We start from the raw sequence: 26,111 nt of genomic DNA, 5'->3' as shown, positions 1-26,111 counted from the left end.
CATTTCCGATTCCGCGTCGGAAAAAACTTGCCTTCCGCCTGCGGCAAACTCTAAGTCATCGCTTCGAAGCCCAGACGGTAGGATTTCTATGAGTGAGCCAAAGGGGTCGTTGGCCGATGCGGTCGATGCAGAGCCCCTACCCGACGATGCGATTGACGAAGGGGCAGGCCGCCCGAAGCGGCGGAGGCTGGGCCTGGTTCTGGGCATTGCGGCCGTGGTTGTTCTTATAGCCGGTGCGTTCTGGTTTGCCCGCTATCAGCTGTACGGCAAATATCAGCAAAGCACGCAGGACGCCTATTTGCAGGCCGACAGCGTCACCGTTTCGGCGCGGGTGTCCGGCTACATCAGTGAAGTGCTGGTCCATGAAAATCAGGATGTGAAGCCCGGCCAGCCATTGTTGCGGATCGAGGCGCCCGATTATCCGGCGCAGGCGGCGCAGGGGCAGGCGCAGATCAACCTGGCGCAGGCGAACGCCGCCAATGCAGAAGCGATGATCGGGGAACAGGAAGCGGCGATCGAGCAGGCGCGGGCGATGCTGGCGGCGGCGCAGACGAAGGCGCGGTACGCAGCGTCCGAAGTCGCGCGATACGCCCCGCTGGCGGCGAGTGGCGCGGAACCGGCCGAAAAGCTGGCGACGCTTCGCACCCAGGCGGCGCAGGCGGCGCAGGATGTGGCGGCGCAGAAAGCATCGACGCAGGGCGCGGAGCGACGGATCGCCAGCCTGCGCGCCCAGATCGCGCAGGCGAAAGCGCAAGGCCAGAGCGCCCGTGCCCAGCTGGACGCGGCGCAGCGCAACGTCCGGGACATGGTGATACGCGCCAGCATTGCGGGACGAGTGGGTGATCTTTCGGCGCGCATCGGCCAGTTCGTGCAGCCCGGCCTGCGCCTGATGTCGGTCGTGCCGGTGGAGCAGCTTTATCTGGAAGCGAATTTCAAGGAGACGCAGCTGGGCCTGATGCGACAGGGGCAACCGGCGGAGATCGATGTGGACGCTCTGCCGGGGGTGACTCTGCATGGCCATGTCGCCAGCCTTGCGCCCGGTACTGGAGCGCAATTTTCGCTGCTGCCTCCGCAAAATGCGACCGGCAACTTCACCAAGATCGTGCAGCGCGTGCCCGTGCGTATCGCGATAGATGCGGACCCGTCGATCAAGAAGCTGCTGCTGCCCGGCATGTCGGTGGAGGTTTCGGTGGATACCCGATCGGCCCGCGAGGAGCTGGAACGGCTGAAGAATAGCAAGCAGGTCCGGCGGGACGCACATAAGTGAACGCAAGACTGCCTGAGACAGCCGAGCGCGCAAGCGTCGCGGACTGGCTCGCGGTGGCGGCTGGCACGCTGGGCGCAATGATGGCGATGCTCGACATTTCCATCGTCAACTCCGCCCTGCCGATCATCCAGGGCGAAATCGGCGCGAGCGGGACGGAAGGAACCTGGATCGCGACGTCGTTCATCGTCGCGGAAATCATCATCATTCCCTTGGCGGGCTGGTTGCAGCGGCTGCTGGGGCTGCGCAATTTCCTGCTGATCGCCACCGTGGGTTTCGTGGGATTTTCGATGATCTGCGGCATGGCGCAGACATTGCCGGTCATGATCGCGGGGCGGATCGGTCAGGGTATTACCGGCGGGGCGCTGATCCCCACGGCGATGACCATCATCGCGACGCGATTGCCGCGCCATCAGCAAGCTGTGGGTAATTCCCTGTTTGGGGCGACCGCGATCCTGGGACCTATCATGGGGCCGGTGCTGGGGGGATGGCTGACCGAGAATATCAGTTGGCACTATGCCTTTTTCCTCAACCTGCCGGTCGGGCTTGCCCTCCTTCTTCTGCTGCTGGTCGCGCTTCCCCATGAGCGGCCGCGCCTTGACCTGATCGGCGAGGCGGATTGGCTGGGCGTGTTCGGCCTTATCCTGGGGCTGGGCGGGCTTACCGTCGTGCTGGAGGAGGGCGAGCGGGAACAATGGTTCGAGTCATCGACGATCATATGGCTGACCATCACGGCTGTGGCCGGGTTCGCCATGCTGCTGGCCGGGCAGTTGCTGGCCAAGCGGCCCGTGATCCGGCTGCGCCTGCTGTTGGACCGGCAGTTTGGCGCGGTGTTCATCATGGCCATGATGATCGGCATGGTGATCTACGGCACATCCTATGTGATCCCCCAGTTCCTGACGCTGATCGCAGGCTATAATGCGCTTCAGTCGGGGCAGATCGTGCTGCTGTCGGGCGTGCCGATGGTGCTCATGATGCCGTTCATGCCATGGGCAATCCGCACTATACCGATCCATCTTTCCGTCTTGATCGGATTGGTCCTGCTGATCCTCAGCACCTATTTGGAAACATCACTGACGTCGGTGTCCACAGGCGCCGATTTCGTCGATTCCCAATTGATGCGAGGCGTCGGCACCATTTGCGTCATGATGTTCCTGAACCAGGCGGCAATCCGTTCCGTGCCGATGTCCTTGGCGGCCGATGCGTCGGGCCTCTACAACGCCGCGCGCAATCTGGGCGGTTCCTTTGCGCTGGCGGGCATCGCGGTGGTGCAGGACCAGCGGCTGTGGCTGCATGCGCGCAGGATGGAGGAGAATCTCGCGGCCAATGGCCTTGATCTTCAACATTATGTCGACGCGCAGGCACTCGCGCTGGGTGGGCGCGACGCGGCGTTCCGCGTGATCGAACAGGGCATTCAGACGCAGGCGCTCACCATGACCTTTATCGACCTGTTCTGGATGCTGATCATCGCCATCCTGTGTACCGCGCCGCTCGTCTTCTTCCTCCGCCCGCTGCCACAGCATGCCGCGCCTGTGGCCGCTCATTGAGATTGTCGATGCGTAACCGATCAGCCTTTGCCTTTGCCTTGATCCTGACCACGGCTTGCACCGCTGGCCCCGACTATCGCGGCCCTGCGGACGTGGCCCCTGCCCCACCGCCGCATTTCGTCCGGGGGGACGCCGGGGCCGGGCCAGTGGAAGCGGCCGCGCCATGGTGGACGAGCCTTGGCGATCCGGTGCTGAACCAGTTGATGGACCGGGCGCTGGCCGGGAACCCCCGCCTGGACGCCGCAGCCGCGCGCATTCGGCAGGCGCGCGCGGCTCTCCGCCAGAAAAGGGCGGAAGAGCTGCCGACAATCAACGGCTCGGTCATCTATGCCAAGGCGCGCTTGCCCGGACAGTCGGAGGATGGGAGCGCCAGCACGCTCGACCTGTACAATGTCGGTTTCGATGCGAGTTGGGAACTGGATCTTTTCGGCGGCGGCCGCCGGGCTATCGAGGCGACGCGCGCCGATGTCGCGGCGAGCGAGGCGGGGCTGGATGACGCCCGCGTCAGCCTGTCGGCAGAGGTTGCGCAAAGCTATGTCGAGCTGCGCGATCGGCAGCAGCGCCTGGCTATGGTTGTCGAGGCGTTGGCGTTGCAGGATGAGGAGGTTGCCCTAACTCGGCAGCGTTTTGAACGGGGGACGATTGCACGAGGCGAACTGCTGCAACAGGAGTCCGACAGAGATCGCGCGCGCGCGCAGTTGGCGCCGATGCGGGCCGAGATTGACGCGTTGAAGGACAAGCTGGCGGTGCTGACCGGCGCGGTGCCGGGGACGCTGGACGGCTTGCTCGACCCGTCGGCTGCTCTGCCGCTGCCCCCTGCCGAGGTCGCGGTGAGTGATCCGGCCGCCCTGTTGCAGCGCCGCCCCGATATACGCGCGGCGGAACGCAAGCTGGCCGCCCAGACCGCACGGATCGGCGTGGCGGATGCGGCGCGCTTTCCGCATATCAGCTTCCTGGGGCTTATCGGGCTGGGCGGATCGTCGCCGGAGGATCTGGTCGATCTGGACAAGTTCACGGTCGCGGCAGTGCCGCGGATCAGTTGGTCTTTCCTGGATTTCGGGAAAGCCCGCGCACGGATCGATGCGGCGGAGGCGCAGCGGGATGAGGCGGCGGCGGATTACCGCGCGGCGGTGCTGAATGCGTTGCAGGATGCCGAGGGTTCACTGGCGCGGTTTCAGCGGCAGCGCGAAAGCCTGGCCGATCTGGCGCGGGCCGAACGGCAGGCGAAGATCGGAGCGGAGCTTGCGCGGCAGCGGAGTCAGGCGGGGACGATTTCAGGAATAGACTATTTGAAGCAAAGGCGGCTGGTCTTGGCGGCTTCGCAGGCGAGGATGCAGGCGGCGGCAGGACTGACCGTGAGTTTTATCAATGTTCAGAAAGCTCTGGGACTTGGGTGGCAGGGGATGAGTAGCCGCTGAGGTCATTTAGAGCATCGTGCGCAAAAGTGGGAACCGGTTTTGCGCAACAAACGATGCGGCAACAAATAACTAGAGCGCGCGTCTTGCGTCCGATTTAACGCAGCGCGCTCTAGAGGCGTCTTTTCGTTGTTCGCTTGACCCGGTTCGGGCTAAGCAGTGCAAGGCAGTTCTTCGTTAAAGGGTGGAAGTGCGCACATTGATCCTCCCTATCGTGAGATGGGGAGGGGGACCGTTCGCGAAGCGAATGGTGGAGGGGAAATTTCACAGGTTGTGCCATTTTCCCCTCCCCCCTCCCCACGCTTCGCGCGGGGAGGATTTTTAGGTCTGATCAGAAGGCGATCTTGGCATCCACGCCGTAGGAGGTCGGCTTGTTGAACGTCGCCCCTGCGAAGCCCAGCGCGCCGAAGTCGATGCCGTAAACCAGCCGCTTCTGGTTCAGCAGATTGTCGCCCCAGATACCCACGTCGAGCTTGCCACCGCCGAGATCGAAGCCTTCGACCGACAGACGCGCCTTTACGTTGGTCTGGCTGGGCGAAACGATCTGTTCGTTGAACGGCGCGGTGTTGTCGAGCGCGTTGAAGTAGATCTTCGTGCGATAGGAATAGTCGCCACGCAGACGGACGAGCGTGTCGCCGCCGCCGATGGGATGCGAATATTCAGCGCCGACATGGACGTTCCACTTTGGCGTGTAGAGCGGCCGTGCTTCGTCAGCGACATCGACCACCGTGTTGGTGCCCGGATCGCGGAAGAGGAAGGTCTTATAGTCATGTTTCACATAACCGACCGAACCGTCGATCTGGAAGCCACGGAAGGGGGCTGCCGTCAGTTCCGCTTCGAAGCCCGACAGGCGCACCTTGCCCGCATTGACGATCAGCGAGGTGGCGCCGCCGCTGCCTGCGGCGAACTGCTGCACCTGAAGGTCGTCATAGTCGGTGATGTAGCCAGCGACGTTCAGGCGCAGGCGATTGTCGAACCATTGCGACTTGAAGCCCGCCTCATAAGAGGTCGCCTTTTCGGGATCGAAGCCGTTGATGCTGCCGCCGCGCGGGTTGATGCCGCCCGAGCGATAGCCGGTCGATACGCGGCCATAGACCATGACATCGTCCATCACCTCATAGCTGACCGATGCCAGCCAGGAGAAGTTGTCGAAGCTGCGGCGGCCACGCTGCACGGGGAAGACGTCACCGGCCAGATAGATGGTCTTGTCGTCGGCGGTATGGCGGCCACCCAGCGTGACTTCCAGCTTATCGTCGAGCGAGGACGGCTTCCAACTGACCTGGCCGAACAGGGCCATCGACTGTGACGTGCCGCCGAATGCCTGAACCGGCGTGGCGTTGATGCCAACGGTGGCCAGGCCCGGGTTGGCTGCCGCTACGGCTGCCGCAGTTCCGGCGGGGAAGCCATAGAAATCAAGCGCAGCTACCGGCGCCAGAATCGTCAATGCCTGCTGGTTATATTCCGACGATTTTTCGTAGAAATAATACATGCCGAGCAGGTAGCTGAGGTCACCGACCTTGCCGAGAGCCTGGAATTCTTGGCTGAACTGCCACTGCTTCTGCGGCGCATTGTTGCCGGTGTAGGGAACAACATCCTGCACAGAGACCAGAGTGGGTGAGTCGAAGTCTACGACTTGACCACGCAGCACGCCGTTACCCGACAGGTTCAGGATCGTGTCCTGGAAGAACTTCCGGTAGCCGGTGATCGACTTGAGCGTCAGCTCGGGAATTGCTTCATAGCTGAGCGTCAGGCCATGACCCTGAACGCGGGTCTTGCTGCCATAGCGGAAATTGCCGTTGCGGTCGGTGAAGCCCGCCTGCTGAACGGTGCCCTGACGATCCGGGCTGACGAGGAAAGGCGCGCCGCCGAAACTGGGCGACTGCGAATAATAGTCCTGCGCCAGCGGGGTGGCAGCGACGATCTGGAAGAAGGCAGGCGTGCCCTTACGATTGTCATAATCGAAGCTGTAATTGACCGTCAGATCGCCCAGATCCGCCTGCAAACCGATCGCGACCGAGTCCGCATTGAGCGAACCGGGGTCCTGCGAGGCCGGGGTGAGCGTATTGTTCACATAGCCGTCGCCCTCACGATGCTGATAGGCGATCGACGCCTTGAGCACGTCGCCCAGAATATAGCCGGTATCGAGCCGCGCGCGGGCATACCATTCGTTGAAGCGGCCGTAGCCCGCCTTCGCGGTGACATGCATGTCGTTGGCGGGCTTTTTCGTGATCAGCTGGAGCGCGCCGCCGATGGTGTTGCGGCCGAACAGCGTGCCCTGAGGACCGCGCAGCACTTCGATCCGTTCCAGATCGATAAGGTCGAACACGGCACCGGCCGCACGGGCGAGGTAGACGCCGTCGAGATAGACGCCCACGCCCTGTTCGGAAACGGCCGAAGGTTCGTTGTTGCCGATGCCGCGAATGTAGATGGTCGCGGCCGAAAGGCTGGACGGCTGCTGTTCGATCGTGATGTTCGGCGCGAAGTTCGGCACGTCGGTCGGATCAGAGATGTTCTGCCGTTCGATGAAGTCACCGCTGAGCGCGGTAACGGCGACAGGCACGTCCTGCAGCGTTTCCGCAGAGCGGCGCGCAGTCACGACGATATCACCGAGAGTGGCCGATGGTTCCTGAACGGCGCTTTGTTCCTGAGCGTTCGCCGAAACCGAGAAAGGCACCAAAATTGCGGTAACGCCCGCAAGCAATATGGATTTCATACATCCTCCCAAACACATGCTGCTCTTGGTCAACAGTCCCGGCTGTTTATCGTTATCTGCACGCGCCACACGGGAAAAAGCGCCTGTTGACCCCGAACATGGATAAACATGTCCGATGCAGCTCCGTTAGTCGCAATTATCGCTTACATCAAGGATGATCGTGCCAATCTGCGTAACATCTGATGTTTATCTCTACGCTGTTGCACATTTGCACTCCGGCAATTTCAGCGCTAACGAGAGGCGGAATGGGCGCCCAGCAACTGCGAAGGCGGAGTTGTGACATGGCGGATCAACAGCGCTTGAGTGGAAAGACCGTACGGAATGGCGGCCTGGGCTTGCCATCCCGGCAGCCACAGGACGGCCTTTGCTGGAAAGGCTTGGGCGGTCCAGTTGGTCGTAAAGTCGATCGAGACGCCGGGCATGTCCTTAGCGAATCCCTTCGCCCACGCCATCACCGCTGAGCGCAGATCGACGCCTTCGGCGGCATGCTGAACGAGCAAGGCTGTTCGGCGGCCGTCGCTTCCGGCGGGGTTTCCAGGGGAAAGGATGACTTCCTCCACTCCGGCGGAGGCGATGAGAGGCCGGTTCATGAAGCGTTCCTCGTCAGCGGCCATGATCTTTCCCACTGGTCCGGCCATGAGTGCCGCCGCTGCCTCTATGTCATCGGCCCAGAATTCGCTGATCGTGTCCCAGCGGAATAGCTGCGCCCCGGTGAGGTGATTGCGAGCATAAGCAGAGAAGGGGAAATGACTGATCGCCATCGGAGCGTGATTTTCTTCATAATAATGCTGGAAATCTTCGCGAGTGGTGCCCGGCTTGTGGGCCAGAGCGCAGATGGACTTGGTCATGCGGGGGCACTCTTGTCGGGAAGGACTGCGACAATTTGTTCTGCGGCGGCGTAGGGATCAAGCTGCCGCATCTCTACCTGATCGAGGATGGCGTCGCCGCACAGGGTCATTGCGCGGGATGCGAGGGCGTCGCGGACTAGCGAGAAGAGCTGTTCCCGCGCGCGCAGGCGGCTGCGGCTGATGAAGTCCCCTTGTTCTTGCAGGAAGGCGCGATGGGCGGCGATGGCGTCGACGATGGCGTCCGCGCCCTCCCCCTTTGCCGCGACAGCGCGTAGGAGGGGCACGTCCCAGCGCTGGTCCATGACGGTTTGGGCGCGCAGGTGGAGCATCAGTTCCATCTGGCGATGGGTGGCGTCATAGCCGTCGCGGTCGGCCTTGTTCACGACGAAGATGTCGCCTGCCTCCATGAGGCCCGCCTTCACCGCCTGAATTTCATCGCCAAGGCCGGGCACCGCGACGATGACGGTGGTGTGGGCGAGGTTCACGACATCGATTTCGTCCTGCCCGACGCCGACGGTTTCGATGAGGATGATGTCATAGCCCATCGCGTCGAAGACGAGGCAGGCGTCATGGGTGGAGCGGGACAGCCCGCCCGCGTGGCCCCGCGTGCCGAGCGAACGGATGAAGACGCCGGGGTCGAGCGCGTGGCGGCTCATGCGGACGCGGTCGCCGAGGATGGCGCCTCCGGTGAAGGGGCTGGATGGATCGACGGCGATGACGGCGACGCGCTGGTCCCGCTTGCGCCATTGCGTGACGAGCGTGTCGGTGAGGGTGGATTTGCCTGCGCCGGGCGGGCCGGTGACGCCGACCAGCTGGGCGCGGCCGGTGTGCGGGTAGATGAGGCCAAGCACCTGCGCGCCGCGCGGGTCGCGGTCGTCCAGCCAGCGGATCGCGCGCGCGCCTGCCGCCACGTCTCCGGCAAGGAGGCGGTCGGCAACCTCCGCCGGGTTTCGCATCATCAGGCGGCGTCCTCCGCCAGCCGCGCTGCCCACCAGCTTTCGAGATAGGCGACGATGTCGCGCGTGTCAGAACCCATGGTGAAGATGCGATCGACGCCTGCTTCCTCAAGGATCGGCTTGTCCTCTTCGGGGATGACGCCGCCCGCGACGAGCAGCTTGTCGCCCGCACCTGCTTCACGGAGCAGGCGAGCGAGCTTGGGCAGGCTGCGGGTGTGACCGGCGGATAGGGTGGAGATGCCGACGACGTCCACATCCTCCTGCACGGCGGCGGCGCAAACCATTTCGGGGGTCTGCTTGAGGCCAGTGAAGATGACCTCCATCCCCGCTTCGCGCAGGGCGTGGCCGATGACGGTGACGCCGACCGTGTGGGTGTCCATGCCGAGTTTTGCGAGCAGGACGCGCAAGGGGCGTTTGAATGTGGTCATGCTAAATCCCCATGAGCTGGCTGTCGGCGCTGTGGACGCCGAAGACGTCGCGCATCGCGTTGCAGATTTCGCCATGCGTGGCGTAGAGCTTTACCGCTTCGAGGCAGGGCGGGACCATGTTCGCGCCGGTGCGGGCGGCTTCGCGCACCTTCTCCAGCGCTGCATCGACGGCGGGCTGGTCTCGGCGGGCGCGCAGGTCGCGGACCTTGCGGATTTGCTCTTCCTCCATCGCGTCGTCGAGGCGGAAGATTTCGATTTCGCGTTCTTCGTCTTCGCGGGTGAGGTGGTTGACGCCGACCCATTTGCGGCGGCCTTCCTCTACGTCCTTGTTGCGCTCATATTGTTCGCGGCCGAGCGCGCGCTGGATATAGCCGGTCTCGATGGCTTTGAGCGCCCCGCCCATGGCGAAGATCTTGTCCATTTCGGCGAAGGCGGCATCCTCCATCTGCTTGGTGAGGGTCTCGACATAGTAGGAGCCTGCGAGGGGGTCGATCGTCTCCGCAACGCCGGTTTCGTAGGCGACGATATGCTGGATCGCGGCGCCAACGCGGATGGCGTTTTCGGCAGGCAGGGCGTGGGCCTCGTCATAAAGCGGCGTGGTCATCGCCTCCCCTGCCCCGCCCAGCGCGCAGGCTGTCGCCATGATGCCGAGCCGGGCGATATTGTTGAGCGGCTGCTGGAGCGTCAGCGCGATGGTGGTGGGCGAGGTCATCATGCGGATTTTTAGCGCTTCGGGCTTTGACGCGCCGTAACGCTCCTTCATCAACCGCGCCCAGCATTTGCGGAAGGCGCGCAGCTTGCAGACGCCTTCGAAGAAATCCATGTCCACATTGACGACGAAGTGATTGATGTAGGGCGCGACCGTGTCGATATCGAGCCCGCGCTCCAGCACCGCGTCGATATGGGCGCAGGCGATGGCGAGCGAATAGGCGATTTCCTGCACCGGGTTCGCCTTGGCGGGCTGGAGCTGGGCGGAGATGATCGAGATCGGCGCCCAATTGGGGTGGTTGCGGATGATATGGTCTATGCAGTCGGTGGCGATGCGCAATCCATGTTCAGGCGGGTATATGTAGCGGCCGACGCAGGTATATTCGATCAGGATGCCGTTGACGATGTGCAGCACGAAGTCCTTGGGATCGACGCCTTTCTTTTCGAGGGCGGCGATGATCATGGCGAGGTTCACTGGCTGCGGCGCGTTGCAGACGCTCATCAGATATTTGAGCTTGTCGAAGGGGAGGTCGAACGCTTTTTCGAGGTCTTCGAGGCTGTCGAGCGCCATGCCAGCGCGGCCGACTTCGCCCTCCACGACCGGATCGTCGCTGTCATAGCCGTTGGTGGTGGCGAGGTCATATTCGAGGATGAGGCCGGAGAGACCCTGATCCAGCATGTAGCGGGCGCGCTTGGCCCAATCCTCGCCTTTGCCGAAGCCGGTGACCTGGGTCATCGTCCAAAAGTCCGAGCGGTGGCCGTTGGGGCGGGTCGAGCGGGTGTAGGGATATTCGCCGGGGAAGCCGAGGTCGGCGCTATAGTCGAAGCCCACGGCATCGAGATCGGCGGGCGTGTAGAGCGGCTTGATCGGCCATTTGAGCGCCTGGGTGACGAAGGGGTCGCGCCGTTCCGGTCGCCCTTCGATGGCGGGGCCGCGCGTTTCCTGCTGCCAGCGGGCTTCTTCCTGCGCGATTGCGTTGGTGGCGGGGACGATGGGTCCGGTCGGGCGATTCATGGCGGCACTCTCCTTGGCTTTATTGCTATCCGGTGCGGGAGAGCAGGCTCAAGGAGCGTTGGGAGAATGCCACATGATTGTCGCATTATCTCGTAATTTCTCACGCTTTGTGATAACTGGTGGTGATGGATGCCATTTCGATCCGGCTGGCGCGGCAGAACGCCGATCTTGTGCGCGGATCGCTGGCGGTCGATGGGGCGGTTGTTGAAATATGCGCTTTTCCGGAAGTCCGGGAAGAGACGGTGCAGATGGTCGAGCCGCAGTCGGTTTTGATGCTGGGCCTGTCGCGGCTGCTAACCGGGTCGGAGGGGCGGAAGGCGGGTGATCCGCGCCGTCCTTTCGCGCGCATGGGGGCGCTGGCGCTGCGTCCGGCTGGCGTGCCGATGGAATTTCATGTCGCGAAGGGCGCGTTCGATACGATCCGCATTCGCTTTGAGGATAGACGGATCGCGCCAGCGCTGGCGGGGATCGGTTTTGACGATGCGACGCTGAGCGCCTGTTTTGACATGCATGCGCCGCCGATTGAGGAGGCGATGCTGCGGCTGGCGGCGGAGGTCGAACATCCCGGCGAGGACAGTGCGGATATTGGGGAGGCGCTGGTGTCGCTGATCCTGCTCGATCTCCGGCGGTTCCTTGCGCAGGCGACGGAGCGCGCGGGGCGACGGCGGGGCGGGCTATCCGCGCGGGCGCTGCGGGTGGCACTGGCGATGGTTGATGCGCCCGGCCCTGCCCCGTCGATCGATGCGATGGCGGAGCGGTGTGGGATCAGCCGGGATCATTTCATCCGCTGCTTTCACCAGACGACAGGCATCAGTCCGGGCGCGGCGATCCGGCGGCGGCGGATCGATCGGGCGAAGGCGATGCTGACCGAGGATAAGGGATCGATTGAGGAGGTTGCGCGGGCGTTGGGCTATGCGGGGGCGCCGTCTTTTTGCGCTGCGTTCCGGCGGGAGACGGGGCGGCCGCCTGGGGCTTGGCGGGCGTTGATGCGGTAGGGGTAAGATACCCTACCCCCGTTTGGGCTGAGCTAGTCGAAGCCCTTCACTTCCCCTCTGACGTGAAGCCTATGAAGAAGGAGAGCCCTTCGACAAGCTCAGGGCGAACGGAGGAGAAGTGGTCTTGAAACGACGGATCAAAACGGGGAGGAGAAATCCCGAGGACCAAGATCAATGAGCGAGATCGACTTCACCGCCACGGTCATCGAATCCTGCCCAGTGTCGGGCGGGCGGTTCGAGCTGGTGGAATGGCATTGGCCCGATATCGTAAGTTTCGAACGAACCGAGCAGCAGTTGATGCTGGAAATGTCGCTGCCCCCGATGGCGGCGGATGCATCGGCCTATTTCCCGGACATCGACCCCGACCGGCGCTGCTTCATGGGGGCGCTGTTTGTCCGTCATCCGGGCATCGCGATCGGTGGGCGGTCGGAAGGCAGGCAGATCCGCGTGATCCGGTGCGTTTTCGATGAGCCGCATGGCGCGGCGATCATCGGAGCGGGTGAGCCTTCGCTGCCATTTTTGCAAGGGCTGCTGAATATCCGCAACGACGCGCTGCGCAGCGTGATGCGGCTGGCGCATCGGGAGTTGATCAATCCGCTGGATCGATCAGCCGAGGCGATGGAGGCGTTTTTCCAGCTGGTGCGAGTTGAGTTGGGGCGGGTGTTCCATCAGGCGGAGGGTGCAGCCACGGCGAGCCGCCTTGCCCCATGGCAGTTCCGCCGCATCCGGGAGCGGATAGAGGCGGGTGCGCCCATGCCCGGCGTGGCTGAGCTTGCCGCCCTGTGTGGGATCAGCACCCGGCACCTGCACCGCCAGTTCCTGGCGCTGACGGGCAAGACCATTTCCGATTATATCGAAACCTATCGCATCGAGCAGTCCAAGCTGCTGTTGGCGCGAGGCGATGTGCCGATGAAGCAGGTCGCCGCGCAGGCCGGTTTTTCCCATGGCAACAGCTTCGCACGCGCTTTTCGGCGGGCGACGGGATTGTCGCCGCGCGAATATCGGCAGCGGTCGGCGGCTTTGACGGAGTGAGGGGCGCGGAGAGCTTGTGCGAAGCCCTCCGCGCCCTTCCTCACCAGCGCAGTTTGAGCGAGGTGAAGCCCATGACCGGGCCGCCGAAGACGGACCCCGCGTCCTGATTGGGGTCCAGTTCGAAATCGGGAATTTGCCGCAGCCATTCCTGTAGCGAGATCATGATCTCCCGCTTGGCGAGGTGCGATCCGATGCAGCGATGCGGTCCGAGGCCGAAGGTGACATGGTTATTGACCTTGCGATCAAGATCGATTGTCTGCGGGTCGTTGAACATTCTCGGGTCGCGATTGGCCACCGTGTTGGGCAGGACGACGCGGTCGTTGCGGCGGAACTGCACGCCCTTGAACTCGCAATCATGGGTGATGCGGCGGTAGATGTTGGAGACCGCGTTGATCCGCATCAGTTCCTCGATCGCGAGGAGGAAGGCGGACGGATCGTCCAGCCTGTCGCGAAACTTCTGCCGGGCGTCCGGTGATGTCGCGAGATAGCGCCAGACATAGGTCATGGTGTTGGTGACCGTGTCGAGCCCCGCGACGAAGAGCAGGAAACCGCAGTTGATGATGTCGGTCCAAGGGAAGGGATTGCCGTCCGCGTCCCGCGATTGCACCACGGTGGAGGCTATGTCGTTGCCGGGATTGCGCTCTTTCTCGCGGAACAGTTCTTCCAGCACGTCATAGATTTCGAGCAGGTTCGCGGCGCGAATGTCCGGGTCGGTACTGCGGAAGAAGGTGTCGGAGATGCGCAGGAATTCCGGCAGGCGCTCTTCCGGCAGGCCGAACAGTTCAAGGAAGGTGCCGGTCGGGAATTTGGCGGCGTAATCCTTGACGAAATCGCACCCGCCCTGCGCGGCGAAACCCGAGATGAGCCGTTCGGCGCGGCTTTGCAGGCCATCCGTCATCCGGCGGACGGCTAGCGGCGTGAACATGGGGGCCAGCAATTTGCGGAACACATCATGCTGTGGCGGATCGACGCCGTTGGGCTGAAGAACCGGATAGGGTTCCAGCGGGGGAATCTGCGCCTTGTGCGTCGAGAAAATCTCGTGATTGCGATAGGCTTCGGCGATGTCGGCGTAACGCAGGAACACCCAGTGGCCGCCATTGCGCGGCGTGTAGAAGATGGGCGGCGCACCTTTTTGGATAAGGCCGTGCCAGATCTGCACCGGATCGGACACGTCGGCAGGCATGTCGAAAAAGTCGAAATCGCGGATCAGGTCTTCAGGGACATGGGTTGGCGCGGCGGGGAAATAGGTGACGTTCATGCCGCTGTCCCCTTTGTGATGCGAAGTGCACCTTCGGGGCAATTGCGCACGGCTAGCCTGACTTTTTCCTCAAGCTCCGGGGGAAATTCGGGCTGTTCTATGACGACTTTGCCTTCGACGGCGTCAGTCGAAAACACCTCCGGGCACAGGTCTTCGCATCGGGCGTGCCCCTGACATTGGGCAAGATTGGCAACCACTCTCATCGAGCCAGACTCTCCTGATCTTCGTTGCCGCCTTTTTACCAAATTGGTGATCAAGGACTAGGAGCAGGATAAGTCACAAGGAGCAGATTAGGACATTGGGATTTGCTGTCAGAGGATGCTGAGTGCTTTCAGGCGGTCGAGCATCTGCGTTTCGCTGGTCGCGGTCGGGTCGACCGGTTCGAACTCAAGTTCGATCATGCCATCATAGCCGCCTATTGCTTGAAGGATCGCGGGCCAATCCAGTTCGCCAAGACCCGGATCGACGCGATCGGGGATGTCGGCGAACTGGATAAGGCCGGTTTCCTTCGCGCAGGAGGCGAAGGATGAGGGCACGTCATGACCCATCATCGCGACATGGCCGGTGTCGAACAGCAGGCGGACCGAGGGCATGGCGACGGCGCGGACCATCTCCGTCGCGTCCTCCAGCTGGTCGAGCAGGAGGCCGGGGATGCGGCTGGGCGCGATGGGTTCGACGAGCAGCGTCAATCCGCTGCGCGCGGCTTGTTCGGCATGGCGCTTCAGATTTTCCGTCATCGCATCGATTTGCGCCTTGCGGGGGCGTTGGTTGTCGAGGCCCGCCACGCAGACGACGCTGCCGCCGTTGAAGCGGGTGGCGATTTCGATGCTCAGCTCTACGCTGCTGCGCAGATGGTCGAGGCCTGTTTCATCTTCGGCGCTCCAAACCGGCTGGTTCCAATATTTGAGGTCGCTGAAGCTGGACAGGATAAGGCCGCGGCTCGCCATCCGGCCGGCTATCGCGACTTGCTCAGCCTCCGGCCGCAGCATCATGAACAGGTCTTGCACGCCGCTAAAGCCATGGTCGGCGAGTGCGTCGATCTGATCCAGTGGGCTCACGGAGCGGGCGAGGTGCGCCAGCATCGGCCGGTCGGGCGAGCTTAGGCCGAGATGGCCTGCTATGGGGCGACGCACCGTCATTGCGTCACCGAGCGGGCGAAGTCCAGAAGGGCCTTGTTGAAGGCGGCGGGCTGTTCCTGCTGCACGAAATGGCCTGCTTCCGGGACCGCGAGGATGTCGCGCAGGCCGGGGACGCGTTGGCGCATCCGCGCTTCCCAATCGGTGAAGAAACCGAAGGACGGGTCTTTTTCGCCATAGAGGAACAGGGTGGGCGTTTCGACATCATGGTCTGCCCATTTCTCGCCGATGCGCCAGTTTGCGTCGGCGGTGCGGTAGCTGTTGAGGCCGCCGATGAAGCGGAGCATCGGGTCGGCGGCGACATATTCGCTGACGAAGCGGTCGAACTCTGTCTGGGAGAGCCAGGGCCAGGGGAGTGGTGGTGCTGGCGGCAGGACGTCTAGATAGCCGCTGCCGACGGAGGAGACCGTTTTCCAGCTCCAGAGATCGCCCTTGGATGAGAGGGCGTAGAAGAGGCGGGCGAGGAATTCCGGTGCTCGGTTGGCGAGTTCGCGCTCGGCGGGGCCTGCTTCCATGAAATAGTGGAAGTGGACGAAATGCTCGGCGGCCATGGCGGCGAAGCGTTCGCTGGGGAGGCGATCGGGAGAAGAGGCTTCTGGCTTGGCTGGGGCGTCCGCTGGGAGGCGCGGGGCGCTGCCGAGCATGGCGCGTCCTGCCATGTCATAATCGTATGGGATGGTGGCGATGAGGCCCGCCACGCGTTCGGGCGCGCGGACGGCGAGGTTCCAGGCATATTGTGCGCCGAAATCCTGGCCGACGATCACGGCCTTGTCCGCTTCATAATGGTCGAGCAGGGCGAGCAGATAGGCCTGCATGCGGTCGGCGGTGTAGGCGGCGGGATCGGTGGGCCGGTCGCTGCCGCCATAGCCGAGGCTGTCGATGGCGACGGCGCGAAAGCCTCCTTGCGCGAGTGGTTCCATCTGGTGCCGCCATGACCAGGCGAGGCCGGGGAAGCCGTGGATCATGAAGACGAGAGGCCCGTCCCCCCGTTCCACCGCGCGGAGGTGGTAGCCGCCTACGTCGATCCGTTTTTCTATCATAGATGGGCATCCTCTTCCCCGCGGGCGATGCGCCATGCGAGGCCCGCTATTTCTCCGGCACGGGCGCCGTGGATGGCGGCGGCTTCGCTTGAGGCATTGCCGCTGATCGCGCGGTGATAGACGCCCTGGCGGATGGCGGCGTTGCGGAACATGGCGAAGGCGAGGGCGTAGCGCCAATGGGCGGGGTCGATCGGACCCGCGCCGCTGCGCTCTGCGTAGCGTTGGAGATAGTCGGTTTCGGAGGGGATGCCGAGTGCGGGGAGGTCTGCGTCCGACAGGCCGCGATAGCCTTCCTTTGGGACGCGCCACGCCATCAGATGCTGGGCAAGGTCGGCGAGGGGGTGGCCGAGGGTTGAGAGTTCCCAGTCTAGGACGGCGATGATGCGCGGCTCGTCAGCGGCGAAGATCATATTGTCGTTGCGATAGTCGCCGTGGACGATGCGGCTGGCTTCGAGGCCGGGATCGTTGGCGGGGAGCCAGTCGATCAGCTGCTCCATCGCGTCGAGCTGCTGCGTTTGCGTGGCGCGATATTGTTTGGTCCAGCGGGCGATCTGGCGGGCGAAATAATTGCCGGGCTTGCCATAGTCGGCGAGGCCGACCTGCGCCGGGTCGATGGCGTGGAGGGCGGCGAGGACGCGGTTCATCTCGTCATAGATGGCGGCGCGGTCTGCGGGGGTGAGGTCCGGCAGGCGGGCGTCCCAGAAGTTGCGGCCTTGCGCATAGTCCATGAGGAAGAAGGGCGTGCCGACTATGCTGGCGTCCTCGCACAGGGCGAGCGGGCGGGCGACGGGGACGGCGCTGTCCTTCAGCGCATCGGTGACGCGATATTCGCGCTCTATGGCATGGGCCGAGGGGAGAAGGACGCCGTCGGGCTTGCGGCGCAGGACGAAGCGGGCCTGGCCATCCACCGACAGGAGATAGGTGGGATTGGACTGGCCGCCTGCGAATTTCTCGGCACCGATCTCGCCGTCCGCGCCCGGCACATGGGCGCGGAGCCATGGGCCAAGGCGGCTGGTGTCGAGCGTGCGGACGTCAGTCATATTTGGCGAGTTCGAGGCGGCCCAGCTGGTGGCGGTGCACCTCGTCCGGGCCATCGGCGAAGCGGATCTTGCGGGCGTGGGCGTAGTAGCTGGCGAGGAAGAAATCCTGGCTGATGCCTGCCGCGCCGTGCGCCTGCATCGCCCAGTCGATGACCTGGCAGGCCATGTTGGGCGCGGCGACCTTGATCATCGCGATGTCCGCCTTCGCCACTTTGTTACCCACCGTGTCCATGCGATGTGCGGCGTGGAGGGTCAGGAGCCGCGCCTGATCGATCATGATGCGGCTGTTGGCGATGCGTTCGATGATGACGCCCTGCTCGGCAAGCGGCTTGCCGAAGGCGACGCGGCTCTTCACGCGGCGGCACATGGCTTCGAGCGCGCGTTCGGCCATGCCGATCATGCGCATGCAATGATGGATGCGGCCGGGGCCAAGGCGGGCCTGCGCGATCTCGAAGCCGCGTCCTTCGCCGAGCAGCATGTTGGAAGCGGGCACACGGACGTTCTCGAAGAGGATTTCCATGTGGCCGTGCGGCGCATCGTCATAGCCGAGGACGGTCATCGGGCGCAGCACGGTGATGCCGGGCGTGTCGCGGGGCACGAGGATCATCGACTGCTGCTTGTGCTTGGGTGCTGTGGGGTCTGTCTTGCCCATGAAGATCATGAGCGCGCAGTCCGCTTCCCCCATGCCCGAAATCCACCATTTGCGGCCGTTGATGACATAATCATCGCCGTCGCGGACGATCGAGCTTTCAATGTTGGTCGCGTCCGACGAAGCGACCTGCGGCTCCGTCATGGCAAAGGCGGAGCGCATCTCGCCCGCCAGCATGGGTTTCAGCCAGCGTTCCTTATGCTCTTCCGTGCCGAAGCGTTCGAGCGTTTCCATATTGCCGGTGTCGGGCGCGGCGCAGTTGAACACGGCGGGGCACCAGTGGACGCGGCCCATTTCCTCGCAGAGTGGGGCATATTCGAGGTTCGTCAGGCCAGCGCCATGGGTGCTTTCGGGGAGGAACAGGTTCCAGAGGCCTGCTTCCTTCGCCAGCGGCTTGAGCCTGTCGATCAGGGTGACGTGCGCCCAGCGGTCGCCAGTCGCGACCTCCTCATAATAGGCTTTCTCATTGGGATAGATGTGCGCGTCCATGAAGGCGCGCAGGCGGGCGAGCAGGTCGGCAGTCTTTGTGTTGGGATCGTAGCTCATGCGTAAAAGCCCCTGCCCTCGCGCGCATATTGGACGAGCAGCGGCGCGGGGGTCCAATAGGCGTCGCCCTGTTCGGCGCGGAATTGCTCGATGGTGGCGAGCAGCTTGTCGAGGCCGATCTGGTCGGCCCAATGCATGGGGCCGCCGGTGTAGCTGGGCCAGCCCAGGCCGTTCACCAGCGCGACGTCGATTTCATGCGGGCGCGGCACGATGCCTTCGCTCAGCAGCTTCGCGCCTTCATTGACCATTGCGTAGAGCAGGCGATCGCGGATTTCATCCTCGCCGACCTCTCGCAGCTTGAGGCCGTGGCGCTTCGCATGGGCTGCGATCATTTCGTCGGTCAGCGGGTTGGCGCTGGCCTTGCGGTTTTCGTCATAGCTGTACCAGCCGGAGCCGGTCTTTTGCCCGAGGCGTCCGGCGGCGACCATCTGTTCGGGGAAGTCGGCGCGCAATTCGCGCTCCGTCGCGGTGGCGGCGCGGGCCTTGCGGGCGGCGGCCTGAACGTCCAGCCCGGCGAGATCGCCCAGCGCGAACGGCCCCATGGGGAAGCCATAGGACAAAAGCACCTTGTCGATGGCGGCGGGCTTTGCGCCCTCCTCGACAAGGAAGAAGCCCTCGCGGGAGCGCTTGGATAGCATGCGGTTGACGATGAAACCGTCGCATACGCCCGACAGGACGGGCAATTTGCCGATGCGCTTGCCCAGCGCCATGATCGTCGCGACGACTTCGGGGTCCGTCTTTGCGGCGCGGACATTTTCCAGCAGGCGCATGACATTGGCGGGGTTGAAGAAGTGCATGCCGCACACATCTTCGGGCCGCCCCGATGCTTCCGCCAGCGTGTCGATATTGAGGAAGCTGGTGTTGGAGGCGAGGATGGTTCCGGCGGGCGTGACGTCGCCCAATTTCGCGAAGACGGCCTTCTTGGTTTCCAGATCCTCGGTCACCGCCTCGATCACCAGCTGCGTCGGTGAAAGGTCGCGGGGATCGGCACTGGTGGTGATGAGCGCGAGGCGCTTGTCCATCGTCTCTTGGGACATGCTCCCCTTGGCGACGGAGGAGGACCACATTTTGGTGATCGCCCTCATCGCGGCGTCGATGTTCGGTTGGTCGAGGCCGACGGCGATGACGGGAATGCCGACGCTGACGACCGCCATGACGATGCCGCGTCCCATGACGCCGAGGCCGATGACGCCTACCCGCTCGATGTTGCGGGTCAGCGTGTCGGGCGCGAGGCCGGGGATGCGGGCGACTTCGCGTTCGGCGGCGAAGAGGTGGCGCAGCGCCTTTGACTGCGACCCGTTCATGCATTCGCGGAAGATGGCGAGTTCCTGGCGAACGGCTTCGTCGAAGGGCAGTTCATAGCCTAGGCGCATGGCTTCGAGCGCGCGCAGGGGTGCGGTTTGGCCGCGCATCTTTTTGGCGACGGTCTTGCGGGCTTCTTCGAACAGGGCCGGATCATCGGCTGGCATGGGGAGCGTGGAAGAGCTGCGCGCGCCCTTCCCTTCCGCCACCAGCTTTTCCGCGAAGCTGCGGGCTTCGGCTGCGAGGTCGCCGCCAGATGCGACGGCATCGATGAGGTTGGACTTCAGCGCGTCATCCGTGCTGATCTGGTTGCCTTCGGTCACCAGCTTGATCGCGGTGGCGAGGCCAGCGAGGCGCGGCGTGCGCTGCGTGCCACCGCCGCCGGGCATCAGGCCGAGCTTCACTTCGGGAAAGCCGAATTTCGTGCCCGGTGCGGCGATGCGATAGTGGCAGGCGAGCGCGACTTCGAGACCGCCGCCCAGCACTGTGCCATGGACGGCGGCGATGATCGGCTTGGTCGAATGGTCCATCATTTCCATGACCAGCGCCAGGCCCGGATCGGCCATGGGCTTGCCGAATTCCTTGATGTCCGCGCCTGCGATGAAGGTCTTGCCTTCGCAACGGATGACGAGCGCCTGGAGGGCGGGATCGGACTCCAACTGGCGGAGCGCTTCGGCCAGGCCCTGCCGCACGCTGGCGGAGGTCGCGTTGACCGGGGGATTGTCGATCACCGCTTCGGCGATCGCGCCGTGGGTGTGGAAGCTGACTGTTTGCGACATGAGGGATTTCCTGTTCAGGATGCGGGCTGGAGGGTCAGGAGCACCTTGCCCTTCACCTTGCGTTTTTCGAGATGCTGGAGCGCGGCCACTGCGTCGGGCAGGGCGAAGCGCGTGTCGATGACGGGCTTCAGTGAGCCGTCCGCCAGCCAGGCGAGCAGCTGGCGCATGTTCGCGCCCTGCGCGACCGGATCGGCGCGGACGCTGTTGCCCCAGAGGACGCCAACGGCCGACGCGCTTTTCAAGAGCAGCAGATTGGCGGGGATGGAGGGGATTTCGCCACCGGCAAAACCGATGATCAGCAGGCGGCCGCCCCAGGCGAGGCTTTTGACGGCGGTCAGATTCATGGGGCCGCCGACCGGGTCATAGACGACATCGACGCCCTTTCCGTCCGTCAGCTGCTTGAGGCGTTCGCGCAGATCCTCCTGCGCATAGTCGATCAGCTCGTCCGCGCCCTGCGCATTGGCGAGCGCGAGCTTTTCCGCGCTGGAGGCGGCGGCGATGACGCGCGCTCCCATATGCTTGCCCAGTTCCACGGCGGTCAGGCCGACGCCTCCGCCCGCGCCGAGTACCAGCAGCGTTTCGCCGGGCTTGAGTTGTGCGCGGTCCTTTAGCGCATGATAGGATGTGCCATAGGTGATGGAGATGCCCGCCGCGACTTCCAGATCGACGCCGTCGGGCACCGGCCAGACTTGCGTCGCGGGGACGCGCACCTGCTCGGCGAAGGCTCCGCTGCCGGTGAAGGCGATGACGCGGTCCCCGGCGGTGAAGCCTGTAACGTCAGGCCCAACGGCGGCGATGCGCCCCGCTGCTTCACTACCGGGGACGAACGGCAGGGGTGGCTTTGTCTGATATTTGCCCTGCACGATCAGCACGTCGGGATAATTTACCCCGGCGGCTGCGACGTCGATCACCACTTCCCCCGGCCCTGCTTGTGGCGCGGGGAAATCGCCATGTTGCAACTCTTCGACTGGCGCGAATGCGGTGCAGATCATGGCTTTCACAACACTCTCCTTGAACACACCTACTGGGCGTGTCCCACCTGATTAGGCCTTTGGAGGCGATGCTACCATTTCGTAATTCCGACGCATGACATCAGAAAAACTGATGGATGATTGATCGGAGGCGCTATTTTCCTGATTGGCCCGATTGTTCGCCCCACTGGCGGGCGAATTGGTGGAAGGCGCGGCAAGCCTGGGGCTGCTGGGTGTCGCGGCGGCTTACCAAGCTGACGATGCGGGTGAAGTCGAGTTCCGGCACGGCCAGTTCGACGAGGTCGCCGCGCGCCAACTCATCGGCCACGGTCAGGCTGGACAGGCAGGCAAGCACAGCGCCGTCGCGGACGATGCGCTTGATCGCTTCGACGCTCTCGCCTTCGAATACGATGTTGAGCGAGTTCATGGATTTGAGCGTTTCGACGGTGAAGGAGATGCGTTCGCTCGACAGGGTCTTTTCCAGCGCCCAAGGCTCGTCCGTCAATTCGGCCAGCGGCACCGTGGGAAGGCCAGCGAGGGGATGGTCCGGGGCGGCGCACACGACCAGCCGGTCGCGCAGCCAGGGTTCGGCCTCCAGATAGCTCGAATTGACCGGCGCGCCGACGAAGCCGACGTCCAGCGCCATGTTGCGCACGCCCTCCATTACCTCATGGGACGGCATGATGCGCATCTCCACCCGAACGCCGGGATGCAGGCGCATGAAGGCGGCGCAAAGGCCGGGCAGCACATAATCGCCCACGGGCACCGCCGCGCCGATGCGCAACCGTCCGCGCACTTCTTCGGGCAGGGAGAGGGATTCAAGGTCCGCGACCTGCACCAATATGCCGCGCGCCATTTCCAGCATCGGCCGGCCCCGGTCGGTCAGCATCATGCGGCGGCCGGAGCGGGCGAACAGCTGGACGCCCAGATGGGTTTCGAGGTCCTTGAGCGACATGCTCGCCGCCGAGGGGCTGAGGCCGATTTCGTCAGCCGCGCCCGCCACGCTGCCGGTGCGGGCGACGGCTTCGAATACCGCGATCTGGCGTAAAGTTATCCTCACCCCTTGGCAGCGGCGATCAGCTTATTTCGCCGCGGTGCATCGCTTCGGCGCGTGCCTTCAGAGCCTTGGCCGAGTCGTTGAAGGCGCGCGTCACCCATGGGCCGCAAAAGCGCATGACATGGATGCCGTTCGGGCCGGTGAAGGCGTCGGTCGACTGATAGCGGCACTTTTCGGCCCCAAGTTCCTCGATGATCTGGTCGCGGCGGGCGGGATAGGGCCAAGCTTCACTATCCTTCAGTTCCCAGGACAAGAGGCGGCCCGGTTCGAACGCGCAGACATATTCGCAATTGGGCGCGAGCGAACCGGGATTGGCGTAATTGACCAGCCGCATATAGACGGGCGCGCCCATCTCCAGCGTGGATTCCGCCCAGACGCAGAAGGGATTCCATTCGCCATAACGCGGCATGTCGGTCAGTATCTTCCACACGACCATCGCGGGCGCGTCGATTTCGATGGGGTCGGACGCGACCAGCGTCTCGGGATCATAGACTTTGAAGGGATCGAAGCGATCAGCGGTCAGGGTTTCGGTGGACATCCTCTTCTCCTTGATATGTGCAAACCGGCAAGCGTGGCACGGCATTTGGGCGACGCGAATGCCGCAGATTCCGCTGAATGGCGCGTTTGTTTGCGTAGACAATAACAGGCGATGTCCGCCGGTCAATGGTAGCGGACAGGGTAAATCCGGCTTGACCTGCGTATCATATTGACCAATTCAGCACGCAAGACATCATCGGCAACCCCGCTTGCACCGGCATATTCGGCCGAGTCTCTGCGGCGCCGACATCGCACAGCACGACAGACGTCAGCATGACGCGCGGGAGAGATCATGGCCGATAGTTACGACTTCATCATCGCGGGCGGCGGATCGGCGGGATGCGCGCTGGCCGGGCGCCTGTCGGAAAATCCACGCAATCGCGTGCTGCTGCTGGAAGCGGGCGGCAAGGATAACAGCGTCTTCATCCATGCGCCGGGCGGGCTGCTGCCGATCATGTATCGCGGCATGTTCCAGTGGATGCATGTCAGCGTGCCGCAGGCCAATGCGGGCGGAAGGCAGATGTACACGCCGCGCGGCAAGGTGCTGGGCGGGTCCTCCTCCATCAACGGCATGGTCTATGACCGGGGCGCGGCGGCGGACTATGACGGCTGGCGGCAGTTGGGGAACGAAGGGTGGAGCTATGACGATGTGCTCCCCTATTTCAAGAAGCTGGAGGATTTCCAGCCCGGCGGCGAGGAAGGCTATCATGGCCGGGGCGGGCCGGTGCTGGTCTCTCGGCCGGGCATCCACAATCCACTGGCCAAAGCGTTCCGCGATGCATCGATCGCGGCGGGCGTGCCCTATAATGACGACCCCAGCGGATCGCAGCGCGAGGGCGTGGTGCCCGCCGATGTCACCGCGTCAGCCGGGCGGCGATGGAGCGCGGCGCGCGCTTATCTGACGCCTGCGCTCAAACGGCCGAATTTGCGTGTCATCACCGGCGCTAATGTGGAGCGCGTGATCATGGAGGACGGGCGTGCGACCGGCGTCAGCTGGCGGCGCGCGGGACAGCTTGAACAGGCGAACGCGACGCGCGAGGTCATCCTGTCGGCGGGCGCCATCCATTCGCCCTGGATATTGATGCTGTCCGGCATTGGTGACGCGGAGCATCTGCGTCAGGTTGGCGCGCCGGTGGTGCATCACTTGCCCGGCGTCGGTCAGAATTACCGGGATCATGTCGCGGTCAGCGTGAAGCAATATTGCACGCAGCCGGTGTCGCTCTTCAACGTCTTCCACCCGCTGGTCGCGGCGAAGGCGGTCGCGAACTTCCTGCTGTTCCGCAAGGGGCCGCTGGCCAGTCCTCCGGCGGAGATTGGCGCGTATCTGAAGACCATGCCGGGCGCGGAATATCCCGACGTGAAGGTGCATTTCGCGATGGCCCTTTACGAAGCGATGGGGCGCAAGCTGATCATGGATCATGGCTATTTCGCACATATCGACCTGCTGAACCCGGAAAGCGTGGGCGAGATAAAGCTGACGGGATCGGATGCGTCCGCGCCGCTGGCGATCGATCCCAACATCCTTTCGACGCCCAAGGACATGGCGATGGGCCGCGCCGCCATCCGCGCGGTGCGCAACATTTTCGCGCAGGCGCCCTTCGATCCCTTCCGGGGCGAGGAGCTGGCGCCCGGCGCAAGCATCCAGTCGGATGATGAACTGGACGCCTATCTGCGCGAGACCGCCATTTCCGACATTCATGCCGTGGGCACCTGCCGCATGGGGCATGATCCGATGGCGGTGGTCGATCCGCAGCTGCGGGTGCGCGGCATTGCCGGTCTGCGCGTCGTCGATGCGTCCGTCATGCCCCGCGTGCCCGGCGGCAACACCAATGTCCCGACCATGATGGTGGCCGAAAAGGCTGCCGACATGATTCTGAACGCCTGACGCCCTTGCGATCGGGAAGATAGAGGAGAGGCCGATGTCTGAGCTGCGTTTCGACGATAAGGTAGCGATCGTTACGGGTGCGGGCGGCGGATTGGGCAAGGCCTATGCCGCCCTGCTCGCCGCGCGCGGGGCCAAGGTGCTGGTCAACGACCTTGGCGGCAATTTTCAGGGCGAGGGCAAGGATGAGGGCTATGCCGAAGCCGCTGCCCGCGAGATCCGCGATGCTGGCGGCATTGCAGAGGCCAATGGCGACAGCGTGGCGACATCGGCTGGCGCGGAGGCAATCGTGCAGGACGCGCTGACGCGATGGGGCCGCGTCGACATATTGGTCAACAATGCGGGCATCGTCAGTGCGTCGGGGACATTGTCGACGGTGACCGATGAGCAGTGGGACAAGGACATGGCTGTTTCGGCCAGCGGCACCTTTTACCTGTGCCGCGCGGTATGGGACGGCATGCTGGGACGCAACTTCGGGCGGATCGTCAATATCTCGTCCGGGTCATGGTTCGGCATGGGCAGCGCGGTGCCCTATCCCGCCGCCAAGGGAGCTGTCTGGGCGATGACGCGCGCATTGGCCTCTGCAACGCAGGCGCAGGGCAAGGACGTCAAGATCAATGCCATCATGCCGATCGCGGGCAGCCGCATGACGCAGCTGATGGGACCGGAAATTCACGGCCTGATGGAGCGAGACTTCCCCGCGCGCGCGGTTGCGCCGGTCGTGGCGATGCTGGCCCATGACAGCGCACCATGCAATGGCGAGATGTTCACCGCTGGCGGGGGCGGCTATACACGGGTGTTCGCGGGCGTCACGCGCGGCTATCGCGCGACCGACAAGGACTGGACCCCCGAAACGGCGCTTGCACAATTCGATACAGTGATGGACACGAGCGGTTTCCATATTCCGGCTGGGTCGATGGACGAAGCCGCCCTCTACACCTCGGACGTGCCCTGGGCCGCGTTCAAGGCCTTTATTCAGTAAGTTTGATCAGC

Annotated in this window: 22 protein-coding genes; 7 read left to right on the top strand and 15 right to left on the bottom strand. The window is 63.8% G+C overall.

Going from position 1 to position 26,111, the window contains the following annotated elements:
* The first annotated feature begins 88 nt into the window (after nt 1-88).
* Genes IZV00_RS18095 through IZV00_RS18085 form a run of 3 tightly spaced genes read left to right on the top strand, consistent with a single transcriptional unit; the run spans nt 89 to nt 4,229 of the window.
* Complete coding sequence (locus IZV00_RS18095; protein ID WP_196226988.1) at nt 89-1,267, top strand: HlyD family secretion protein; 1,179 nt, start codon at nt 89-91, stop codon at nt 1,265-1,267.
* Nucleotides 1,264-2,811, top strand: a complete 1,548-nt coding sequence (locus IZV00_RS18090; RefSeq protein WP_230463417.1) for an MDR family MFS transporter — start codon at nt 1,264-1,266, stop codon at nt 2,809-2,811. Before IZV00_RS18095 ends, IZV00_RS18090 begins: the two co-directional genes overlap by 4 nt.
* Nucleotides 2,812-2,819: 8 nt before the next feature.
* Nucleotides 2,820-4,229, top strand: a complete 1,410-nt coding sequence (locus IZV00_RS18085; RefSeq protein WP_196226987.1) for an efflux transporter outer membrane subunit — start codon at nt 2,820-2,822, stop codon at nt 4,227-4,229.
* A gap of 328 nt (nt 4,230-4,557) precedes the next feature.
* Here IZV00_RS18085 and IZV00_RS18080 read toward each other — a convergent pair whose 3' ends face one another.
* The 5 genes from IZV00_RS18080 to IZV00_RS18060 all read right to left on the bottom strand — a co-directional run bounded on the left by IZV00_RS18080 (nt 4,558) and on the right by IZV00_RS18060 (nt 10,894).
* Complete coding sequence (locus IZV00_RS18080; RefSeq protein ID WP_196226986.1) at nt 4,558-6,939, bottom strand: TonB-dependent receptor; 2,382 nt, start codon at nt 6,937-6,939, stop codon at nt 4,558-4,560.
* Between the two features lie 230 nt (nt 6,940-7,169).
* A complete protein-coding gene (locus tag IZV00_RS18075) occupies nt 7,170-7,787 on the bottom strand; it encodes an EthD domain-containing protein (RefSeq protein WP_196226985.1) in 618 nt (205 codons plus the stop codon).
* Nucleotides 7,784-8,746 (bottom strand): methylmalonyl Co-A mutase-associated GTPase MeaB, encoded by a 963-nt coding sequence (meaB, locus tag IZV00_RS18070; protein ID WP_230463416.1) that lies wholly within the window; start codon nt 8,744-8,746, stop codon nt 7,784-7,786. The genes IZV00_RS18075 and meaB overlap by 4 nt, the downstream gene beginning before the upstream one ends.
* Entirely contained in the window at nt 8,746-9,171 is a 426-nt protein-coding gene (locus IZV00_RS18065; protein ID WP_196226984.1) for a cobalamin B12-binding domain-containing protein, read from the bottom strand. The genes meaB and IZV00_RS18065 overlap by 1 nt, the downstream gene beginning before the upstream one ends.
* A 1-nt stretch (nt 9,172) precedes the next feature.
* Entirely contained in the window at nt 9,173-10,894 is a 1,722-nt protein-coding gene (locus IZV00_RS18060; RefSeq protein ID WP_196226983.1) for a methylmalonyl-CoA mutase family protein, read from the bottom strand.
* Nucleotides 10,895-11,019: 125 nt separating this feature from the next.
* Here IZV00_RS18060 and IZV00_RS18055 point away from each other — a divergent pair, with 125 nt between their 5' ends.
* Nucleotides 11,020-11,889: a helix-turn-helix domain-containing protein gene (locus IZV00_RS18055; RefSeq protein ID WP_196226982.1), complete on the top strand. Its 870-nt coding sequence runs from the start codon at nt 11,020-11,022 to the stop codon at nt 11,887-11,889.
* Between the two features lie 174 nt (nt 11,890-12,063).
* Nucleotides 12,064-12,921, top strand: a complete 858-nt coding sequence (locus tag IZV00_RS18050; protein WP_196226981.1) for a helix-turn-helix transcriptional regulator — start codon at nt 12,064-12,066, stop codon at nt 12,919-12,921.
* Between the two features lie 40 nt (nt 12,922-12,961).
* Here the strand turns inward: IZV00_RS18050 and IZV00_RS18045 are convergent, their stop codons facing one another.
* The 10 genes from IZV00_RS18045 to IZV00_RS18000 form a co-directional block, all read right to left on the bottom strand.
* Nucleotides 12,962-14,179 carry a cytochrome P450 gene (locus IZV00_RS18045; RefSeq protein ID WP_196226980.1) on the bottom strand — a complete coding sequence of 406 codons (1,218 nt, stop codon included), beginning with the start codon at nt 14,177-14,179 and terminating at the stop codon, nt 12,962-12,964.
* Complete coding sequence (locus IZV00_RS18040; protein WP_196226979.1) at nt 14,176-14,382, bottom strand: ferredoxin; 207 nt, start codon at nt 14,380-14,382, stop codon at nt 14,176-14,178. The genes IZV00_RS18045 and IZV00_RS18040 overlap by 4 nt, the downstream gene beginning before the upstream one ends.
* A gap of 108 nt (nt 14,383-14,490) precedes the next feature.
* Nucleotides 14,491-15,318 (bottom strand): sugar phosphate isomerase/epimerase family protein, encoded by an 828-nt coding sequence (locus IZV00_RS18035; RefSeq protein ID WP_196226978.1) that lies wholly within the window; start codon nt 15,316-15,318, stop codon nt 14,491-14,493.
* Nucleotides 15,315-16,355 (bottom strand): alpha/beta fold hydrolase, encoded by a 1,041-nt coding sequence (locus IZV00_RS18030; RefSeq protein ID WP_196226977.1) that lies wholly within the window; start codon nt 16,353-16,355, stop codon nt 15,315-15,317. The genes IZV00_RS18035 and IZV00_RS18030 overlap by 4 nt, the downstream gene beginning before the upstream one ends.
* Complete coding sequence (locus IZV00_RS18025) at nt 16,352-17,395, bottom strand: phosphotransferase family protein (protein ID WP_196226976.1); 1,044 nt, start codon at nt 17,393-17,395, stop codon at nt 16,352-16,354. The genes IZV00_RS18030 and IZV00_RS18025 overlap by 4 nt, the downstream gene beginning before the upstream one ends.
* Nucleotides 17,388-18,590 (bottom strand): acyl-CoA dehydrogenase family protein, encoded by a 1,203-nt coding sequence (locus tag IZV00_RS18020; RefSeq protein WP_196226975.1) that lies wholly within the window; start codon nt 18,588-18,590, stop codon nt 17,388-17,390. The genes IZV00_RS18025 and IZV00_RS18020 overlap by 8 nt, the downstream gene beginning before the upstream one ends.
* Nucleotides 18,587-20,671, bottom strand: a complete 2,085-nt coding sequence (locus tag IZV00_RS18015; protein WP_196226974.1) for a 3-hydroxyacyl-CoA dehydrogenase NAD-binding domain-containing protein — start codon at nt 20,669-20,671, stop codon at nt 18,587-18,589. Before IZV00_RS18015 ends, IZV00_RS18020 begins: the two co-directional genes overlap by 4 nt.
* 14 nt (nt 20,672-20,685) lie before the next feature.
* Complete coding sequence (locus IZV00_RS18010; RefSeq protein ID WP_230463482.1) at nt 20,686-21,663, bottom strand: NADPH:quinone oxidoreductase family protein; 978 nt, start codon at nt 21,661-21,663, stop codon at nt 20,686-20,688.
* Between the two features lie 133 nt (nt 21,664-21,796).
* On the bottom strand, nt 21,797-22,702 hold the full coding sequence (locus IZV00_RS18005; protein WP_196226972.1) for a LysR substrate-binding domain-containing protein: 906 nt from the start codon (nt 22,700-22,702) through the stop codon (nt 21,797-21,799).
* Nucleotides 22,703-22,718: 16 nt separating this feature from the next.
* Nucleotides 22,719-23,237, bottom strand: a complete 519-nt coding sequence (locus tag IZV00_RS18000; protein WP_196226971.1) for an SRPBCC domain-containing protein — start codon at nt 23,235-23,237, stop codon at nt 22,719-22,721.
* 291 nt (nt 23,238-23,528) lie between these two features.
* Here IZV00_RS18000 and IZV00_RS17995 point away from each other — a divergent pair, with 291 nt between their 5' ends.
* The gene (locus tag IZV00_RS17995; protein ID WP_196226970.1) at nt 23,529-25,121 is read left to right on the top strand and encodes a GMC family oxidoreductase; all 1,593 of its coding nucleotides are present in this window, start codon (nt 23,529-23,531) and stop codon (nt 25,119-25,121) included.
* 34 nt (nt 25,122-25,155) lie between these two features.
* Nucleotides 25,156-26,100, top strand: coding sequence for an SDR family NAD(P)-dependent oxidoreductase (locus IZV00_RS17990; protein ID WP_196226969.1), 945 nt, complete (start codon nt 25,156-25,158; stop codon nt 26,098-26,100).
* Nucleotides 26,101-26,111 lie beyond the last annotated feature (11 nt).

Source organism: Sphingobium sp. Cam5-1 (genome assembly GCF_015693305.1).
Lineage (GTDB): Bacteria > Pseudomonadota > Alphaproteobacteria > Sphingomonadales > Sphingomonadaceae > Sphingobium.
This window is presented reverse-complemented; position numbering and strand designations above follow the sequence as displayed.

Bases quoted from the DNA above. Each gene is read 5' to 3' on its own strand.
- IZV00_RS18095 (WP_196226988.1), top strand. From the start codon at position 89: ATGAGTGAGCCAAAGGGGTCGTTGGCCGATGCGGTCGATGCAGAGCCC.
- IZV00_RS18085 (WP_196226987.1), top strand. From the start codon at position 2,820: ATGCGTAACCGATCAGCCTTTGCCTTTGCCTTGATCCTGACCACGGCT.
- IZV00_RS18080 (WP_196226986.1), bottom strand. From the start codon at position 6,939: ATGAAATCCATATTGCTTGCGGGCGTTACCGCAATTTTGGTGCCTTTC.
- IZV00_RS18075 (WP_196226985.1), bottom strand. From the start codon at position 7,787: ATGACCAAGTCCATCTGCGCTCTGGCCCACAAGCCGGGCACCACTCGC.
- meaB (WP_230463416.1), bottom strand. From the start codon at position 8,746: ATGATGCGAAACCCGGCGGAGGTTGCCGACCGCCTCCTTGCCGGAGAC.
- IZV00_RS18065 (WP_196226984.1), bottom strand. From the start codon at position 9,171: ATGACCACATTCAAACGCCCCTTGCGCGTCCTGCTCGCAAAACTCGGC.
- IZV00_RS18060 (WP_196226983.1), bottom strand. From the start codon at position 10,894: ATGAATCGCCCGACCGGACCCATCGTCCCCGCCACCAACGCAATCGCG.
- IZV00_RS18055 (WP_196226982.1), top strand. From the start codon at position 11,020: ATGGATGCCATTTCGATCCGGCTGGCGCGGCAGAACGCCGATCTTGTG.
- IZV00_RS18050 (WP_196226981.1), top strand. From the start codon at position 12,064: ATGAGCGAGATCGACTTCACCGCCACGGTCATCGAATCCTGCCCAGTG.
- IZV00_RS18045 (WP_196226980.1), bottom strand. From the start codon at position 14,179: ATGAACGTCACCTATTTCCCCGCCGCGCCAACCCATGTCCCTGAAGAC.
- IZV00_RS18040 (WP_196226979.1), bottom strand. From the start codon at position 14,382: ATGAGAGTGGTTGCCAATCTTGCCCAATGTCAGGGGCACGCCCGATGC.
- IZV00_RS18035 (WP_196226978.1), bottom strand. From the start codon at position 15,318: ATGACGGTGCGTCGCCCCATAGCAGGCCATCTCGGCCTAAGCTCGCCC.
- IZV00_RS18030 (WP_196226977.1), bottom strand. From the start codon at position 16,355: ATGATAGAAAAACGGATCGACGTAGGCGGCTACCACCTCCGCGCGGTG.
- IZV00_RS18025 (WP_196226976.1), bottom strand. From the start codon at position 17,395: ATGACTGACGTCCGCACGCTCGACACCAGCCGCCTTGGCCCATGGCTC.
- IZV00_RS18020 (WP_196226975.1), bottom strand. From the start codon at position 18,590: ATGAGCTACGATCCCAACACAAAGACTGCCGACCTGCTCGCCCGCCTG.
- IZV00_RS18015 (WP_196226974.1), bottom strand. From the start codon at position 20,671: ATGTCGCAAACAGTCAGCTTCCACACCCACGGCGCGATCGCCGAAGCG.
- IZV00_RS18010 (WP_230463482.1), bottom strand. From the start codon at position 21,663: ATGATCTGCACCGCATTCGCGCCAGTCGAAGAGTTGCAACATGGCGAT.
- IZV00_RS18000 (WP_196226971.1), bottom strand. From the start codon at position 23,237: ATGTCCACCGAAACCCTGACCGCTGATCGCTTCGATCCCTTCAAAGTC.
- IZV00_RS17995 (WP_196226970.1), top strand. From the start codon at position 23,529: ATGGCCGATAGTTACGACTTCATCATCGCGGGCGGCGGATCGGCGGGA.
- IZV00_RS17990 (WP_196226969.1), top strand. From the start codon at position 25,156: ATGTCTGAGCTGCGTTTCGACGATAAGGTAGCGATCGTTACGGGTGCG.